12 protein-coding genes and 1 tRNA gene are annotated in these 15736 nt (G+C 69.6%); 5 read left to right on the top strand and 8 right to left on the bottom strand.

What is annotated here, in order from left to right; translation table 11 throughout:
- Positions 1-168: 168 nt before the first annotated feature.
- The 3 genes from DLJ53_RS08935 to DLJ53_RS08925 are packed head-to-tail and all read right to left on the bottom strand — an operon-like array spanning position 169 to position 3699.
- The gene (locus DLJ53_RS08935; protein ID WP_111344448.1) at positions 169-1083 is read right to left on the bottom strand and encodes an ABC transporter permease; all 915 of its coding nucleotides are present in this window, start codon (positions 1081-1083) and stop codon (positions 169-171) included.
- Complete coding sequence (locus tag DLJ53_RS08930) at positions 1080-2171, bottom strand: ABC transporter permease (RefSeq protein ID WP_111344446.1); 1092 nt, start codon at positions 2169-2171, stop codon at positions 1080-1082. Before DLJ53_RS08930 ends, DLJ53_RS08935 begins: the two co-directional genes overlap by 4 nt.
- Positions 2161-3699, bottom strand: a complete 1539-nt coding sequence (locus tag DLJ53_RS08925; protein ID WP_111344444.1) for an ABC transporter ATP-binding protein — start codon at positions 3697-3699, stop codon at positions 2161-2163. Before DLJ53_RS08925 ends, DLJ53_RS08930 begins: the two co-directional genes overlap by 11 nt.
- Before the next feature lie 246 nt (positions 3700-3945).
- Here DLJ53_RS08925 and DLJ53_RS08920 point away from each other — a divergent pair, with 246 nt between their 5' ends.
- The gene (locus tag DLJ53_RS08920) at positions 3946-4488 is read left to right on the top strand and encodes a carboxymuconolactone decarboxylase family protein (protein ID WP_111344442.1); all 543 of its coding nucleotides are present in this window, start codon (positions 3946-3948) and stop codon (positions 4486-4488) included.
- Between the two features lie 99 nt (positions 4489-4587).
- On the opposite strand, the gene DLJ53_RS08915 is transcribed toward DLJ53_RS08920, so the two are convergent.
- On the bottom strand, positions 4588-5553 hold the full coding sequence (locus DLJ53_RS08915; protein WP_111344440.1) for a TAXI family TRAP transporter solute-binding subunit: 966 nt from the start codon (positions 5551-5553) through the stop codon (positions 4588-4590).
- Positions 5554-5846: 293 nt separating this feature from the next.
- Here DLJ53_RS08915 and DLJ53_RS08910 point away from each other — a divergent pair, with 293 nt between their 5' ends.
- The 3 genes from DLJ53_RS08910 to DLJ53_RS08900 all read left to right on the top strand — a co-directional run bounded on the left by DLJ53_RS08910 (position 5847) and on the right by DLJ53_RS08900 (position 10192).
- A complete protein-coding gene (locus DLJ53_RS08910) occupies positions 5847-6983 on the top strand; it encodes a PRC-barrel domain-containing protein (RefSeq protein WP_111344438.1) in 1137 nt (378 codons plus the stop codon).
- A 131-nt stretch (positions 6984-7114) separates the two neighbouring features.
- On the top strand, positions 7115-8695 hold the full coding sequence (locus tag DLJ53_RS08905) for a PRC-barrel domain-containing protein (protein ID WP_111344436.1): 1581 nt from the start codon (positions 7115-7117) through the stop codon (positions 8693-8695).
- 210 nt (positions 8696-8905) lie between these two features.
- Positions 8906-10192, top strand: a complete 1287-nt coding sequence (locus tag DLJ53_RS08900) for a PRC-barrel domain-containing protein (protein WP_111344434.1) — start codon at positions 8906-8908, stop codon at positions 10190-10192.
- 67 nt (positions 10193-10259) lie between these two features.
- Here the strand turns inward: DLJ53_RS08900 and DLJ53_RS08895 are convergent, their stop codons facing one another.
- The 3 genes from DLJ53_RS08895 to DLJ53_RS08885 form a co-directional block, all read right to left on the bottom strand.
- Positions 10260-11879: a TRAP transporter large permease gene (locus DLJ53_RS08895; protein ID WP_111344432.1), complete on the bottom strand. Its 1620-nt coding sequence runs from the start codon at positions 11877-11879 to the stop codon at positions 10260-10262.
- The gene (locus DLJ53_RS08890) at positions 11879-12568 is read right to left on the bottom strand and encodes a TRAP transporter small permease (RefSeq protein ID WP_211100567.1); all 690 of its coding nucleotides are present in this window, start codon (positions 12566-12568) and stop codon (positions 11879-11881) included. The genes DLJ53_RS08895 and DLJ53_RS08890 overlap by 1 nt, the downstream gene beginning before the upstream one ends.
- Before the next feature lie 123 nt (positions 12569-12691).
- The gene (locus DLJ53_RS08885) at positions 12692-13699 is read right to left on the bottom strand and encodes a DctP family TRAP transporter solute-binding subunit (protein ID WP_111344430.1); all 1008 of its coding nucleotides are present in this window, start codon (positions 13697-13699) and stop codon (positions 12692-12694) included.
- A gap of 549 nt (positions 13700-14248) precedes the next feature.
- On the opposite strand from DLJ53_RS08885, the gene DLJ53_RS08880 reads away from it, so the two are divergent.
- Positions 14249-14324: transfer RNA gene (locus DLJ53_RS08880), tRNA-Thr, on the top strand.
- A gap of 389 nt (positions 14325-14713) precedes the next feature.
- Here the strand turns inward: DLJ53_RS08880 and DLJ53_RS08875 are convergent.
- Positions 14714-15673, bottom strand: a complete 960-nt coding sequence (locus tag DLJ53_RS08875) for a quinone oxidoreductase family protein (RefSeq protein WP_111344428.1) — start codon at positions 15671-15673, stop codon at positions 14714-14716.
- Between the last annotated feature and the right edge of the window lie 63 nt (positions 15674-15736).

The raw sequence follows: 15736 nt of genomic DNA, 5'->3' as shown, positions 1-15736 counted from the left end.
GAGAGGCCGCGGGGCTCAAGCCTCACCAAGGAACAGACGCCAGGCGAGGCCGTGCTTTCCTCCCGGGACCGGAGCGCCGTGCCGAGGGGAGTGGGTGCAGGCTCCTCCCGTCTCACCGGATACGGTGGCCGGCGCCTGCGACCGCGCAGGCGCCGGCGTGCCGGGCCGCTACCTGTCGGGGACGAAGGGGCGGCCGAGGGCGGCGGGGGTGTTGACCATCGTGAACCGCCGGTTCGAGGCGAAGGCCACCAGCACCAGGATCGTCGCGAGGTAGGGAAGGGCCGAGAGGACCTGCGACGGGACCTCCACGCCGAAGGCCTGCGCGTGGAACTGCGCGATGGTCACCGCGCCGAAGAGGTAGGCGCCCGCCAGCACCCGCAGCGGGCGCCAGCTCGCGAAGACCACGAGCGCCAGCGCGATCCAGCCGCGGCCGGCCGACAGGCCGTCGATCCACTGCGGCGTGTAGACGAGGGTGAGCTGCGCCCCGGCGATACCCGCGCAAAGACCGCCGAAGAGGACCGCGAGCGTCCGCGTGCGGTTCACCTTCAGCCCCAGCGCGTGCGCGGCCACCGGCTGGTCCCCAACGGCCCGGAGCTGAAGCCCCGCGCGCGTGCGGAACAGGAACCACGTGACCCCGACGGTGAGGAGGATCGAGAGGTAGAAGATCGGGCTCTGCGCGAAGAGGACCGGGCCGACGAAGGGAAGGTCGGCGAGGCCGGGAATGGAGACGTCTGGCAGCTTCACCCCAGGGCGGCCGACGAACGGTTCGCCGGCGAGGCTCGCGACGCCGAGGCCGAAGAGGGTCAGCGCCAGCCCCGTCGCCACCTGGTTCGTGGCGAGCCACACCGCGAGGACGGCGAAGAGGCCCGCCAGCGCCACGCCCGCGAGGCCGGCCGCGACCAGCGCGAGGTAGGGCGAGCCGGTCGTCTGCGCGGTCGCGAACGCGGTCACGGCACCGACGATCATCATGCCCTCGACGCCGAGGTTGAGGACGCCGGACCGCTCCGCCACCACCTCGCCCAGCGCGGCGATCAGGATCGGCGTGGACGCGATGATCACCGAGATGAGGATCGCCTCGATCATGCCGGCTTCCCCTGGCCGCGGGTGACGATGCGCACCCGGTAGCGCACCAGCGTGTCGCTCGCGAGGACGGCGAAGAGCAGGAGGCCCTGGAACACGGACGCGATCTTCTCCGAGACGCCGAGCGAGATCTGCGCCGCCTCGCCGCCGAGGTAGGTGAGCGCCAGCAGGAGGCCCGCGACGACGATGCCGATCGGGTTGAGGCGGCCGAGGAACGCGACGATGATCGCCGTGAAGCCGTAGCCCGGGCTGATCACGGGCGTGAGCTGGCCGATGGCGCCGCTCACCTCGATGATGCCGGCGAGGCCCGCCAGCGCGCCGGAGAACAGGAAGGCGAACATCGTCGTCGCATTCTGGTCGAACCCGGCGAAGCGGGCGGCGCGGGGGCTCTGGCCGGTGATCTTGATCTCGAAGCCCTTCCGGGTGCGTGTCAGCATGATCGCGGTGGCGACGGCCAGCACCACGGCGATGACGATGCCCCAGTTCGCCCGCCCGCCCCAGTCGCCCTGCGAGATCAGCTCGGGCAACCGCGCGTCGTCGCCGAAGAAGCGCGTCTCGGGGAAGTTGTAGCCTTCCGGGTTCCGCCAGGGGCCGCGCACGAGCCAGTCGAGCAGCAGCTTGGCGACGTAGACGAGCATCAGCGAGACGAGGATCTCGTTGGCGCCGAAGCGCGTCTTGAGGAGACCGGGGATCGCCGCCCACGCCGCCCCGCCGAGGATGCCGAGGAGGAGGATCGCCGGCAGGAGCCACGCCCCGCTCGCGCCGGGGAAGAGGACGGGGATCGCCGACCCGGTGATGGCCCCGGCGACGAACTGGCCCTCCGCGCCGATGTTCCAGTTGTTGGAGCGGTAGGCGACCGAGAGCCCGATGGCGATGATGATCAGCGGTGCCGCCTTGATCGCCAGCTCGTGCAGCGACCAGATCTCCGACAGCGGCTCGACGAAGTAGGCGTGGAGCGCGGCGACGGGCGGCTTGCCGGACGCGGCGAACATGATCGCGCCGATCACCAGCGTCACGGCGAAGGCGATCAGCGGCGCCAGCAGCTCGCCCCACCAGGGAACCGAGGTGCGCTTGCGAAGGTCAATGCGCATGCGCGCTCTCCGGGGCGGCCGCGCCTGGCACGGCACCGGCCATGAGGAGGCCGATCGCCTCGCGGGTCAGTCCGGCCGCCGGCTCGGCCGGGGAGAGGCGGCCGCCGCAGATCACCGCGATCCGGTCGGCGATCTCGAACAGCTCGTCGAGGTCCTGGCTGACGACGAGGACCGCCGCCCCCGTCCCGGCGAGGTCGATGAGCGCCTGGCGGATGTTGGCGGCGGCGCCGGCGTCGACGCCCCAGGTGGGCTGGTCGACGACGAGGAGCTTCGGCTTAGCGTCGAGCTCCCGCCCGACGACGAACTTCTGCAGGTTGCCGCCCGAGAGGGAGCCGGCGGTGGCGTGGGTGCCGGGGGTGCGCACGTCCATCGCCTCGATCACGCGGGCGGCCATCTTGCGCGCCCTGCCGTGGCGCAGGAAGCCGAACGGGCCGGCGGTGCCGTCGGCGTGGCGGTGGCGCGACACGAGGGCGTTGTCGGCGAGGTCGAAGGCGGGCACGGCGCCGTGGCCGAGCCGCTCCTCCGGCACGAAGGCGGCGCCGCGGCGGCGGCGGGCGTCGATCCCGAGCCGGCCCACCGGCTGGCCACCCAGCACGATGGCCTCGGCGCGGTCCGCCAGCGTCTCGCCCGAGAGGAGGGCGAAGAGCTCGCCCTGTCCGTTGCCGGCGATCCCGGCGATGCCGACCACCTCGCCGGCCCGCACCTCGAGATCGATGTCGCCGAGCGTGGTGCCGAAGGTCGTGGCGCTCGCGTAGGTCAGTCCCTTCACGGACAGGACCGGCGCGCCGGGAGTGCCGGGGCTGCGGGCGACGTCGGCGATGGCGCCGCCGACCATGGCGCTCGCGAGTTCCGCGGCGGAGCGCTCGCGCGGGACGCACGTCTCGACCACGCGGCCATGGCGCAGGATGACGGCCCGCTCGCAGAGCTCGCGCACCTCCTCCAGCTTGTGGGAGATGTAGACGACGGTGCGCCCCTCCGCCTTCAGCTGGCGCAGCGTGGCGAACAGCCGCTCGACCTCCTGCGGGGTGAGCACCGAGGTCGGCTCGTCCATGATGACGAGGGTCGGGTTCTGCAGCAGGCAGCGCACGATCTCGACGCGCTGCCGCTCGCCGACCGAGAGGTCGGCGACGAGCGCGCCGGGGTCGAGGGGGAGGCCGTAGGTGGCCGACAGCTCGCGCGCCTTGTCGGCGAGGCCGGCGCGCGGGACGTCCGGCAGGCCGAGGGCGATGTTCTCCTCGACGGTGAAGGCATCGAACAGCGAGAAGTGCTGGTGGACCATCGAGATGCCGAGCGCGCGGGCTGCGGCCGGGTCCGGGATCGCCGTCTCCTTGTCGCGCCAGAGGATCGTGCCGGAGTCGGGCTGCAGCGCGCCGAACAGCATCTTGACCAAGGTCGACTTGCCGGCGCCGTTCTCACCGAGGAGCGCGACGATCTCCCCCTCGCCGAGCCGAAGCGAGATGTCGTCGTTGGCCCTGAGCGCACCGAACGACTTCGTGAGGTTCAGGATCTCGAGGAGAGTTGCGGTCATCTGGGCCTTTGCTCTTCGCCCGTTGAACCTGCAAGTTCCGGACCGCCGTGTCGAGCGTGCAGTGCCCCGATCCGCCGGTTTTGGACCGCGCCGTAGGGGCGGCGAGGGGGCAGGGCCGATGCCGCTGCCGGCGGCCTTTCAGCCTGCGGGACGGACCGGATCGGGACGCCATAGGCAACGGGGATCTCGCCCGGTGCGTCGCGGCGACGTAGGTTGCGCCGAACGTCAAACGACAAGGACGAACGGATGGAACGCCTACAGCCCCCCGATCTCGACAATCTGACGCCGGAGCAGGAGGCGGTCGCGCAGGCGATCATCGCCGGCCCGCGCAAGGCGGTGATCGGTCCGATGCGCATCTGGCTGCACCGGCCCGACCTCGGCCAGCACGCGCAGCGCCTCGGCCAGTACTGCCGCTTCGATTCCTCGCTGCCGCCGGAGCTGTCCGAGCTCGCCATCCTGGTGACGGCGCGCGTCTGGTCGTCGGAGTTCGAGTGGTCGGCGCACAAGAAGATCGCGCTCGACGCCGGTGTGTCTCCGGCCATCATCGAGGCGATCCGCACCCACGCCGAGCCGCCGTTCGAGAACGATACCCAGCGCGCGATCTACGACTTCGCCAGGATGCTCCACACCGATCGCAAGGTCAGCGACGCGGTTTACGCGGCGGCGGTGAAGGAGCTGGGGAGCGAGGGTGTCGTCGATCTTACCGGGATCCTCGGCTACTACACCCTCGTCTCGATGACGCTCAACGTGTTCGAGGTGCCGGGCGAGGGACCGCCCGAGATGACCTGACGCGGGTCCGGCCCGCGATGGCCCGAACGACGGGCCGAAACGAAAAGCGCCGCCCGGAGGGGGCGGCGCGATCCTGACACTCGGAAAGCCGGGGCCGGATTACATCCAGCCGCGCTCCTTGTAGTACTTCTCCGCGCCCGGGTGCAGCGGGGCCGACAGCGAGTCGGAGATCATCTCCTCCTCCTTCAGGTTCTCGAAGGCGGGGTGGAGCTGCTTGAACTGGGCGAAGTTGTCGAACACCGCCTTCACGACGTTGTAGACCACGTCGTCCGGCACGTCCGTCGAGGTGACGAGAGTGGCGCCGACGCCGAAGGTGGTGATCTCGTCCGGGTTGCCCTTGTACATGCCGCCCGGGATCGTCGCGACACGGTAGTAGGGGTTGTCGGCGACGAGCTTGTCGATCGGCTCGCCGGTGACGCTGACGAGCTTCACGTCGCAGGAGTTCGCCGCTTCCTGGATCGCCGCGGCCGGGTGGCCGACGACGTACATCATGACGTCGATGTTGCCGTCGCACAGGGCCTGGGCCATCTCGGCGCCCTTCAGCTCGGTCGCGAGGGCGAGGTCATCCATGGTGATGCCGTACGCGGCCATCACGATTTCCATGGTGTCGCGCTGGCCCGAGCCGGGGTTGCCGACGTTGACGCGCTTGCCCTTGATGTCCTCGAACGTGTTGATGTCGCTGTCGGCGCGCACGACGATCGTGAACGGCTCGGGGTGGATGGCGAAGACCGAGCGCAGACCCTCGAACGGGCCGGCGTCCGCGAACTGCGCGTCGCCGTGGTAGGCGTGATACTGCACGTCCGACTGGGCGACGCCGAAGTCGAGCTCGCCGGCGCGCAGCGTGTTGACGTTGTAGACCGAACCGCCCGTCGATTCGGCCGAGCAGCGGATGCCGTGATCGCGGCGGCCGCGGTTGACGAGACGGCAGATCGCGCCGCCGGTCGGGTAGTAGACGCCGGTGACGCCGCCGGTGCCGATGGTGACGAACTTGTCCTGCGCGCTCGCCGGCAACGCTGACACGGTCAGCGCGGCGGCGGCCGCCAGGGCCATAATGCGGATGCTCATGGTTAGTCTCCCTCTCGCAGAGTGCGGACTCCGTCCTCGCTTGCCCCGTCCGAGTCATCGAGCGGACCAAACGAGGACGATGAGCCAATGCCGGCCCAGCCGCGTCGAGGAAGGCAAACCGAGTGCATCCGCTTTTGTCAATCTACGGGTGATGCGAACTAGGTTAATCTCGGAACACATGCCGCAAGGGCCCCGTTGTCTCCTGAGAGGACGCAAGTCCGAACGAGGATTCTAACGATTGGAGTGAGGTTGTGACACGCACCTGGTTGACTGGCACTGCACTCGCGGCCCTGTTGGCTGCGACCCCAGCGCTCGCGCAGACGACGTCGCCGTGCTCGCTGGAGGGCGGCGCCCCGGCCCTCGCCGCCATCGACAAGGACGGCAACGGCGAGATTACGCGCGACGAATATACCGCGTGCCTCGACGACAACGTCGCTGACGACCAGCGGCAGGCCGCCCTCGACGCCTTCGACGAGATGGACGACGACGATGACGACATGATCGTGATCGCCGACCTCGACGCCTCCGGCGGCGCGCAGACGACCGCCGCATCCGGTCAGGCGCAACCCGAGGTCGCCGTGACGCAGAACGCGCCGAAGGTGAACGTCGAGCAGGCGCAGCCCGAGGTCGCGGTGACCCAGCCTGCGCCCGAGATCGAGGTTCAGCAGCCCGAGGCTCAGGTGGCGATCCAGCAGGCCGAGCCGCGCGTGGTGGTCGATGCACCGCCGCCGCAGGTCGAGGTCCAGCAGGCGAAGCCGAAAGTCACCGTGAAGCAGAACGAGCCGAAGGTGACGGTCACCCAGCCCGAGCCGAAGGTGACGGTCGAGACCGCGAAGCCGAACGTCGAGGTCAAGACGGCCGAGCCGAAGGTGGTCGTCAATCAGGCCAAGCCCGAGGTGGTGATCGAGAAGGTCAAGTCCGACGACAACGTCAAGGTCGAGAGCGCCAGCAATGACGCCGCCGACACCGACGCCGCGGACGATGCCGACGCCACCGCCGCCATGAACACCGAGGCGGGCAAGGCCGGCGACGAGGCCACCGCGGAGGTGGCGCAGAACGACGCCATGCCGCGCAAGACCGACGCCACCGAGCCGGCCGCCGCCCCGACGGGCGCGGACGTCGCCGCCGCCAAGGAGAGCGCGGCGCTCGACATCAGCGCCGAGGAGATCGAGGGCGTGACCGCCACCAACAACACCGGCGACGACATCGGTACCATCGACGAGCTCGTGATCGAGAAGGCGACGGGTGACCGGTACGTCGTCGTCTCGGTCGGCGGCTTCCTCGGGATCGGCGACAAGGACATCGCCTTCCCGCTGTCCGACGTCTCGATGGAGGGTGACCGCGCCGTCATCGACACCGACCTCTCGGAGGATACGCTGGACGATCAGGCGGAATACGACGAGAGCAGCTTCACCGAGGTGAAAGACTAAGGCGGAACACCGGTTCGCCATTCGCGCCGGGGCAGTTTGCCCCGGCGTTTTCATGTGCGTTTATGGCCGTCGCGCGGTATTGCCAGGGGCGGCTCACTGACACGCCTTCGCAAAACAAAAGAGGAGCTCCCATGAAGCTTTGGACCTGCACGGCGATCGTTGCCATGCTTGCCGCCACACCGTCGCTCGCGCAGGACACGGCGCCTGCGCCCGCGCCCGAAGGCGAGACCCCGGCAGCGTCCGCCGACGACTCCGCTGCCGGCCGCACGGTGATCGTGGTGCGCCAGCCGGCGGCGACGGTGCGCGTCTTCGAGCCCGCGCCGACGGTGACGGTGACGCAGCCCGCGCCCCGGATCATCGTGCGCCAGTACGACCCGATCGTCACGGTGACGCAGAAGAAGCCCAAGGTCACGGTGACCCCGGTCGAGCCGGACGTTAAGGTCGAGCTGCGCGACCCCGAGGTGATCGTCGAGCAGGCCAAGCCGACCGTGTCGATCGACCAGCCGCGCGCCGAGGTCGAGGTCGACCAGCCCGACCCCGAGGTCGAGGTGACGCCCGCCGACCCGGACGTCGCGGTGAGCGCCGTGGCGCCCGAGGTGCGCGTCGAGACCCCGGAGCCGAAGGTCGAGGTCTCCCAGCCGAGCTACAACGTCGAGATCCAGCAGGAAGAGCCGCAGGTTTCGGTCGAGCAGGCCGAGCCGAACGTGAACGTCGCGCGCGGCGGCACCGCCCAGCCCGACGCGGGCACCGACAAGCCGGGCGCGGCGCAGGAGGAGGCGATCGCCGCGCTGTCCGCCCCGTCCGACCAGCCGGCCGAGGATGCCGCCAAGGCCGAGGAGGCCCCGGAGGCCGCCGAGACCACCGAGACGGCCGCGACCGAGGCGCCGGCCGCCGAGCCCGCTGCGCAGGAGCCGGCGACCGAGCCCGAGACGGCCGAGGCGAGCGAGCCCGCCGCTGAGGAGCCCGCAGCCGGGACCGAGGCTGCAGCGCCCGCCGCCGAGGAGCCCGCGGCGGAGACCGAAGCCGCAGAGGCCGAGGCCCCGGCTGAAGCCCCGGCCGAGACCGCGGAGGCCCCCGCCGAGACCACCGGAGAGCCCGAGGCAGCGCCCGCCGAGACGGCCGAACCCGAGGCCGCCGAATCCGAGGCTCCGGTGACGGATACCGCCGAGGCGCCGGCCCAGACCACCGAGGCGCCCGCCGACACCGCTGAGGCCCCGGCCGAAGGCTCGGAGACCGCCGAGGCCCCGGCCGACACCGCCGAGGCGCCCGCTGAGGACGCCGAGACGCCGGCAGAAGCGGCGGAGGCCCCGGCCGACACCGCCGGGACGACCGAGACCGCGGCCGAAGCGCCCACGGAGGCGGCGGAAGCCCCCGCGGAAGGCGAGGCGCCGGCCACGGAAGGGACGGCCGTCGCGGTCACCATCCCGAAGGACGACCTCGTCGACCAGAAGCTGGTGAACGTCGAAGGCGACACGATCGGCACCATCAAGGACGTCGTCATCGACAGCGCGACGCAGGAGCCGATGGTGGTCGTCTCCGTCGGCGGCCTGCTGGGTCTTGGCGCGACGCAGCTCGTCTTCCCGTACAGCGATCTCGACTACGACGGCGAGACCGCGACGCTCTCGACCTCGACCAACGAGGACGTCCTCGAGGCGATGCCGGAGTACGACGAGGAGAAGTACGCGCCGCTGCCCGACACCATGGTCGAGTAACCGGCGACCTCACCTGGACGCGCTGGATCGCCGCGGCTACGCGGTCGCGGCGATCCGACCATATTTCGGTCTAACCGATAGACGATGTGTCGTTCGACACAGCCGTCCGACCGCACTTGCGAGACATCAGTCGGACGAGCGTATTGGCTCGACGAGGCCGCGCAGGCCCCGCGCCGAGAGCCGAACCCCATCGTGACGACGGAGTCTTTGATGACCAACAAGTGGATGCTGGGCACGGCGCTGGCCGCCGTTCTGGCCGCGAGTTCCGCCTCGGCCCAGTCCGATTTCGGCGACTGCGACATCGCCGGGATGAGCAACGAGGAATTTCTGGCACTCGACGAGAACGGCGACACCGGCCTGTCGATGGACGAGTACATCGACTGCCTCGATGACCGCGGCATCACGCTCTCCGACGAGGCGATGGACGACTACAACACGCTGTTCGCCGAGGCGGACCGCAATACCGACGGCACGCTGATGTACCCCGAGCTCGAGGTGTACGTCGCCCGGGCCAAGCCTCCCCGGGCGGAGACGGCGGACGAGACGCCGGCGCAGACCGCGGAGGCGCCGGCTGGCGGAGACGCCCCCGAGGGCGAGGCCGCGGACCAGCCGGCCGCGCCGGCCTCCGCCGCCGAGGCCGCCACGGACCAGGGCGCCGCCGGGAACGAGCAGGCTGCCGCGGTCGATCGGCCGGACCCCGGCGTGGAAGAGCCTGCGGCCGCGCCGTCGGACACGGCCGGGCAAGAGCCGGCGGCGGCGCCTTCCACGGACGCCGATGCCGCGGATGCCGCACCGCCCGCCGGGGACACGGCGCAGGCGACCGCCACGCCGCCGCGCGAGGCCGGCACCGCAGCGGATCGGCAGACCGCCGCGACGGAGGCCGCAGCGGCGGCGGCCGCCCCCGCCGGGACGGGCCCCGCGTCCGAAGAGGCGCCGCAATCGGCGGAGGCGGACACGCCGGCGGAGGAGGCCACCGAAGCCGGCGCGACGGACGCTTCCGGCGAGGAGCAGGCCCGGACCGGCGAGCCGGACCGTCCGGCGGAGGCGCCCGCTCCGACCGACGAGGCGAACGCGGCGTCCAGCGAGTCCCCGCAGCCCTCCGACGCTGACGCCGGGGCCGGCGAGGGCGCAGCCGCGGCGGCCGGAGCGGACACGGCCTCCGTGGAGGACGAGGTCGCGACAATCTCGACGGTGCCGTACCAGATCAACGTCTCCGCCCTCGAGGGGGCCGACGTGATGAACTCGGCGGGCGAGGAGGTCGGCGAGGTGCATGCGGTCCTGCTCGACCCGGCGACCGACGCGCCGGTGGTCATCATCGCCGTCGGCGGCGTGCTGGGCATCGGCGAGAAGGAACTCGCCTTCCCCTACGGCGACCTTACCATCACCAGCAGCGCCGTCGTCCTCAACACGGACATGTCCCAGAGCGACATCGAGGCGATGGACGAGTACGACGCGGACGCCTACCAGGAGCTGCCCGAAACGATGATCGTCAAATAACGACCGCCTATTGTTCGAACAAAAAAGGCCGGGGAATTCCCCGGCCTTTTTTCGTCCTGCCCTGCAGTCAGGTGCTCGGCGTCGGGCCGCGGGTGGAGATCTCCGGGCCCATCAGCTCGGTCGGCAGCCAGGTGGAGAGCGCCGGCACGTAGGTCACCAGGATGAGGAACAGGAAGAGGATCGCGACGAACGGCGCCGCCGCCTTCACCACCTGGACGAGGCTCATCCCCGTGATGCCCGAGGTGACGAACAGGTTGAGGCCGATCGGCGGCGTGATCATGCCGATCTCCATGTTCACCACCATGATGATGCCGAGATGGATCGGGTCGACGCCCAGCTCCAGCGCGATGGGGAAGACGACCGGCGCGACGATCAGGAGGAGGCCCGAGGGCTCCATGAACTGGCCGCCGATGAGGAGCAGGACGTTCACCGCGATGAGGAAGGTGAACCAGTCGAAGCCGGCGTCCAGCATCAGCGAGGTGATCGCCTGCGGGATGCGCTCGGAGGTGAGGACGTGCGCGAACAGCAGCGCGTTGACGATGATGAACATCAGCATGATCGTCGTGCGCGCCGCGTCGATCATGACCTTGCGCGTCTCGGGATGGACGATCGTCAGCGGCGCGAAGGCGAGCGATTCGGCGACGTTCCTGAGCAGGATCGCGAGGCCCTTCACCAGCGCCATCGGGATCGACGCGGCTCCGGTCTTCAGCGTGATGTAGGCGAGACCGGACACCACGCCGAGGACGAGGCCGACGAGCGCCCGCTCCGCGATCGCCCCCTCGCCGCCGATGAAGTAGCCGATGATCAGCACGATCACCCACAGCGCGAGGCCGTAGACCCACGCGAAGAAGCCGACGCGGGCCGTGTCGCTGGTGTTCTCCGCGAGGAAGCGGCGGCCCTTCATCGGCCCCATGTCGCGGTAGACGAAGAGGGCGATGACGAAGGCGTAGACCGCGGCGACGGCGGCGGCCTCCGTCGGCGTGAAGACGCCGCCGTAGATGCCGCCGAGGATGATGATGATGAGGAAGAGGCCCCAGGCCGCGTCCTTGCCGGCGCGCAGGAACTCGCCCCAGCCTTCCCACTCGCCCTTCGGCAGGCCCCGCACGCGCGCCATGATGTAGATGGCGACCATCAGCATCAGCCCGGCGACGATGCCCGGAACGACGCCGCCGAGGAACATGCGACCGACCGAGACGTCCGTCGCGGCCGCGTAGACGACCATGACGATGGACGGCGGGATCAGGATGCCGAGCGTGCCGGCGTTGGCGATGATGCCGGCGGCGAATTCCTTGGAGTAGCCGACCTGGCGCATGCCGGCGATGGCGATGGTGCCAATCGCGACCACCGTGGCGGGCGAGGAGCCCGACAGCGCCGCGAACAGCATGCAGGCGAGCACCGAGGCCATCGCGAGGCCGCCGCGGAGGGAGCCGATGGTGGCGATCGCGAAGCGGATGATGCGCTGCGCGACGCCGCCCGTCGACATGAACGCGGAGGCGAGGATGAAGTAGGGGATCGCGAGCAGCGTGTAGTTCTGCGACGCGGTGTAGAGCTGCTGGGCGACCGAGGAGATCGAGTCGTTGGAGAAGAAGGCGATCAGGAGCAGCGACGACAGGCCCAGCGAGATCGCGACGGGGACGCCGAGCAGCAGAAGCGCGAAGACGAGCGCAAAGAGGATCCCGGCTTCCATCAGTCCCTCAAGACGTCTTTGTTTTCATTGACGAGATCTTCGGCCTCGTGGCTCGCGATGATGAGCTCGCGCCGGCCGAGGGCGATTTCGACCAGCGCCTGGGCCGAGCGCATCGCGAAGAGGCCGAGGCCGATCGGCAGGATCATGTAGGCGACCCACCGGTGCACCCGGTCCTGCCCGGCGAACTCGCGCAGGAACGAGGGGTAGACGAGGTCGTCGAGCCCGAGGGGCAGCTTGAAGAAGCGCACCCAGTAGTCGACGGCGCCGCCGCCGCGCGAGGTGGCGCCGAAGATCGACAGCCACGTGCCATGGATGAGGATGATCGCCCACAGGAAAGCCGCCGCCGCGCCGAACACGGCAAATGCGCGGAAGAGCGGGCGGGGGAAGGAGCGGATCAGCGAGTCGATTCCGAGGTGCGCGCCGATCTTCACCCCGTAGCTCATGCCGAAGAGGATGAGCCAGGCGAAGAGGATGCGGTTCAGCTCCAGCGCGCCGGTGATGCCGGAGTTGAAGCCGTAGCGCAGCACGACCTGGACGAAGGCGACGATGACCATCAGGGCGAGGATGATCGCGATCAGCGATTCCTCGAAGACGTTCATGGCCGCCGGGGCGATCCGGTCGAGGAGGAAGTAGATCGCCACGAACGCGGCCAGCGCGCCGAGCGGGTAGTTCACGATGAAGTCGTACATGCGCCGTCCCGTCGCCGAGGGGGGCCGCGCGGCTGCCGGCCCCGGTGCTCTTCAGCCTGGAGCCGGCGCAGCGCCCGGCCCCGTTGGGTCGTGGGAGCCGGTTCGGCTCCGCTGAGACAGGCCTTACGAGTTGGACTGGCCCGCAGCCACCGCCGCGTCGATCAGGTCCTGGCCGATCTTGTCGGAGAACTGGTCCCAGACGGGCTTCATCGCGTCGACCCACTGCTGGCGCTGCTCGTCGGTCAGCGTGCGGACCACGCCGCCGGCGTCGATGATCTTCTGCTTGGCCTGCTCGTTGAGCTCGGTCGAGCGCTGGTTGTACTCGTCCGTGGTCTCGTTGAGGATCGTGATGAACTGCTCGCGGGTCTCGTCATCCAGCGAATCGAGGAAGTCCTGGGTGGTGACGATGAAGTAGGTCAGGAGCTGGTGGTTGGTCTCCGTGATGCCGTCCTGCACCTCGAAGAACTTCTGCGTGTAGATGTTGGTGTAGGAGTTCTCCTGGCCGTCCACCACGCCGGTCTGCAGCGCGCCATAGACCTCGTTGAAGGCGAGCTTCTGGGCGTTGGCGCCGAGGGCGCGGATCATCGCGTCGGCGACGTCGGACGTCTGGATGCGGAACTTCAGACCGGCGGCGTCGGACGGGACGAGCAGCGGCTTGTCCGCCGAGAACTGCTTCAGGCCGTTGTTGATGTAGCCGAGCCCGATGTAGCCGTAGTCGGACATGGACGTCAGCAGGCTCTCGGCCTCCGGGGTCTTCAGGAACTTGTCGACGGCGTTCATGTCGGTGAACAGGAACGGCAGGTCGAAGAGGTTCAGCTTCGCCGTATAGGCGCCGAACTTGGAGAGCGACGGGGCGGCGAGCTGCACGTCGCCGAGGAGGAGAGCCTCCATGACCTTGTCGTCGTCGTAGAGCTGGGAGTTCGGGAACACCTGCATGCAGGCCTTGCCGTTCATCTCCTCGTTGACGCGCTTGGCGAGCGCCTCTGCCATCTCGCCCTTGGGGTGACCCTGAGCGGCGACGACGTGGCTGAACTTGATGACCGTCTCGCCGCTGTCACACCCGTCGCCCTGCGCGAGGGCGGGGGTGGCGGCGAGTCCCAGAGCGACGGCGGCGCAGAAGAAGGACTTCATGACTCTCCCCATACTTGATTTGTTGTATCGGGGTGTGTGGCACATTTACCGCCCGTCTCCTAGAGCGATATGCGCAGCCTATGGGCCCATGCGCCGGAATTCACACCGGAACTGGGCCGTGCGGGGGTCGCCGCCACTGGTATGACAAGCCGAAATGATGCGGCGCCGTCCGTATCGGCCAAGCGTCCGATATGTCAGGCCGTTTGCGCAATGCAGCGTGATGGCCCTGGCGTCGCCGCGATGGCCGGATTCGCCCGCAATCCGTCGCCTCCGGTATGCCTTCGGCGGGTCGTGGCCCGGGACGCAAGGTCCCCGGGCGGTGTCCCGATGGTGCGCCGCGGCATCCATCCTCTACGGCCACCCGGAGCTGCCCCGGGACGCGTCGGCACGGCTCCCAGGCGCCGCGAGGAACCGGGCCTGACGTGGCCCCGGACGGCCGGGCTGCGACGAAATGTGCCCATTCCAAGGCGCGCAGGACTGCATGGCGGAGAAGTCGGAAAATCGGTTGCGGGCGCGTCCGTTCCCGACTAAAGAGGGGCCGACCGGCAGGCCGCAGTAGCTCAGTTGGTAGAGCACGTCATTCGTAATGATGGGGTCGGGGGTTCGAGTCCCTTCTGCGGCACCACTAATTTCAACGGACCAGCCGCAGGAATGGCTTTTACGGGACCGATTGCCGGTCCGTCTGGCCAACAACCCTCTGTGAACGGTTCCCTGATGATGCAGGTGATGGTGAGCGCAGACCTCCTCCATCGTCCTGCCGGTCAGTGCGCAAAGCCCCCGAAAATCTCCGCTTGCCAGCACCACGTCACAGTAGGGTGGCGAGAGACATGCGTTGTCACTTCGCGCCCTGATACCGGCATTTTTCCACGCAGCCGCATCGCTGACGCCTTGGTCAGCGTGAGCGGCTCATCCGGGTCCAGCCGCTCCGACTGATCGCTCCGGGTCGCCGTCCGCCGACCAGGGCGCGACGGGCGGATCGTGCCATTGGCGACCGATCCGGATGCGGCCGGGCGTCTATGGCAGGAGAACGAGCCCGCCTTGCGTCTGTCCGCCCTCCAGAGCCCGGTGCGCGTCGGCCGCGTCGCCGAGCGGATAACGTCCGCCGACGTCGCCGACGATACCTGATCGGAACGCCTCGATGACGGTCTCGGCCGCGGCGACGTAGCGAGCCGGATCGGCAGAGTAGGCCATGACGCTCGGCTTCGAGAGCGATGCGAGGCCCAGCTCCTCGATCGCGATGGGAGGGACCCCGCCGGCGACCCAGCCGATGCTGGCGACGGCGCCGAAGGGGCGAGCGCATCGCAACGACGTTCTGAGCATCGCCCCGCCGATACCGTCGATCACGAGGTCGACGCCCGCCCCGCCGGTGAGGCGCATCACCTCGGCAGCAATGTCGGCATCACGGCCGACGATGACATGATCGGCCCCGTTCGCCAGCGCGGCGGCGGCCTTCTGCGGCGTGCTCGCCGTGCCGATCACCCGGGCGCCGAGCCGTGCGGCCCAGCGCGTCAGGATGATGCCGAGCCCGCCCGCCACGGCGTGCACGAGGAGAACCGATCCGGCACCGACCGGACAGGTGGCATGAAACAGCATGTGGGTCGTGAGGCCGCGCAGCATGGACGTCGCGGCGATCTCCATCGGAACGTCGTCGGGTAGCCGAACCGCGCGCCAGGCCGGCAGGCACCGCGTCGTCGCGTACCCTCCCACGGCGCCCGCATAGACGACGCGCTCGCCCACCCGAAGGTCCTCCACGCCGGGGCCGACCGCTTCGACGATCCCGGCCCCCTCCACGCCCGGAATGCCCGGCGCCGCCAGGGGGTAGAGCCCGGCGCGATGGTAGATGTCGATGAAGCTGACGCCGATGGCCTGCTGGCGAAGGCGGATTTCACCGGCGGCGGGCTCCCGCGCCTCGCTCGCCGTCACCTCGAGCGCCGCCGGGCCGCCGGGTGTCGTGATGCGTATGTCGATGTCCATGTCGCGCCGTCTCCTCTTGCAGGCGGCGACGATGACCGGTTCTCGTCTGTGAGAAAATCCCGC

Origin of the sequence: Acuticoccus sediminis, assembly GCF_003258595.1 — a bacterium.
GTDB classification, from domain to species: domain Bacteria; phylum Pseudomonadota; class Alphaproteobacteria; order Rhizobiales; family Amorphaceae; genus Acuticoccus; species Acuticoccus sediminis.
The sequence above is the reverse complement of the archived record's forward strand: the minus strand, read 5'-3'. Positions and strand labels throughout refer to the sequence as shown.

Bases quoted from the DNA above. Each gene is read 5' to 3' on its own strand.
- DLJ53_RS08930 (WP_111344446.1), bottom strand. From the start codon at position 2,171: ATGCGCATTGACCTTCGCAAGCGCACCTCGGTTCCCTGGTGGGGCGAG.
- DLJ53_RS08875 (WP_111344428.1), bottom strand. From the start codon at position 15,673: ATGGACATCGACATACGCATCACGACACCCGGCGGCCCGGCGGCGCTC.
- DLJ53_RS08885 (WP_111344430.1), bottom strand. From the start codon at position 13,699: ATGAAGTCCTTCTTCTGCGCCGCCGTCGCTCTGGGACTCGCCGCCACC.
- DLJ53_RS08890 (WP_211100567.1), bottom strand. From the start codon at position 12,568: ATGTACGACTTCATCGTGAACTACCCGCTCGGCGCGCTGGCCGCGTTC.
- DLJ53_RS08895 (WP_111344432.1), bottom strand. From the start codon at position 11,879: ATGGAAGCCGGGATCCTCTTTGCGCTCGTCTTCGCGCTTCTGCTGCTC.
- DLJ53_RS08925 (WP_111344444.1), bottom strand. From the start codon at position 3,699: ATGACCGCAACTCTCCTCGAGATCCTGAACCTCACGAAGTCGTTCGGT.
- DLJ53_RS08935 (WP_111344448.1), bottom strand. From the start codon at position 1,083: ATGATCGAGGCGATCCTCATCTCGGTGATCATCGCGTCCACGCCGATC.
- DLJ53_RS08920 (WP_111344442.1), top strand. From the start codon at position 3,946: ATGGAACGCCTACAGCCCCCCGATCTCGACAATCTGACGCCGGAGCAG.
- DLJ53_RS08915 (WP_111344440.1), bottom strand. From the start codon at position 5,553: ATGAGCATCCGCATTATGGCCCTGGCGGCCGCCGCCGCGCTGACCGTG.
- DLJ53_RS08905 (WP_111344436.1), top strand. From the start codon at position 7,115: ATGAAGCTTTGGACCTGCACGGCGATCGTTGCCATGCTTGCCGCCACA.
- DLJ53_RS08900 (WP_111344434.1), top strand. From the start codon at position 8,906: ATGACCAACAAGTGGATGCTGGGCACGGCGCTGGCCGCCGTTCTGGCC.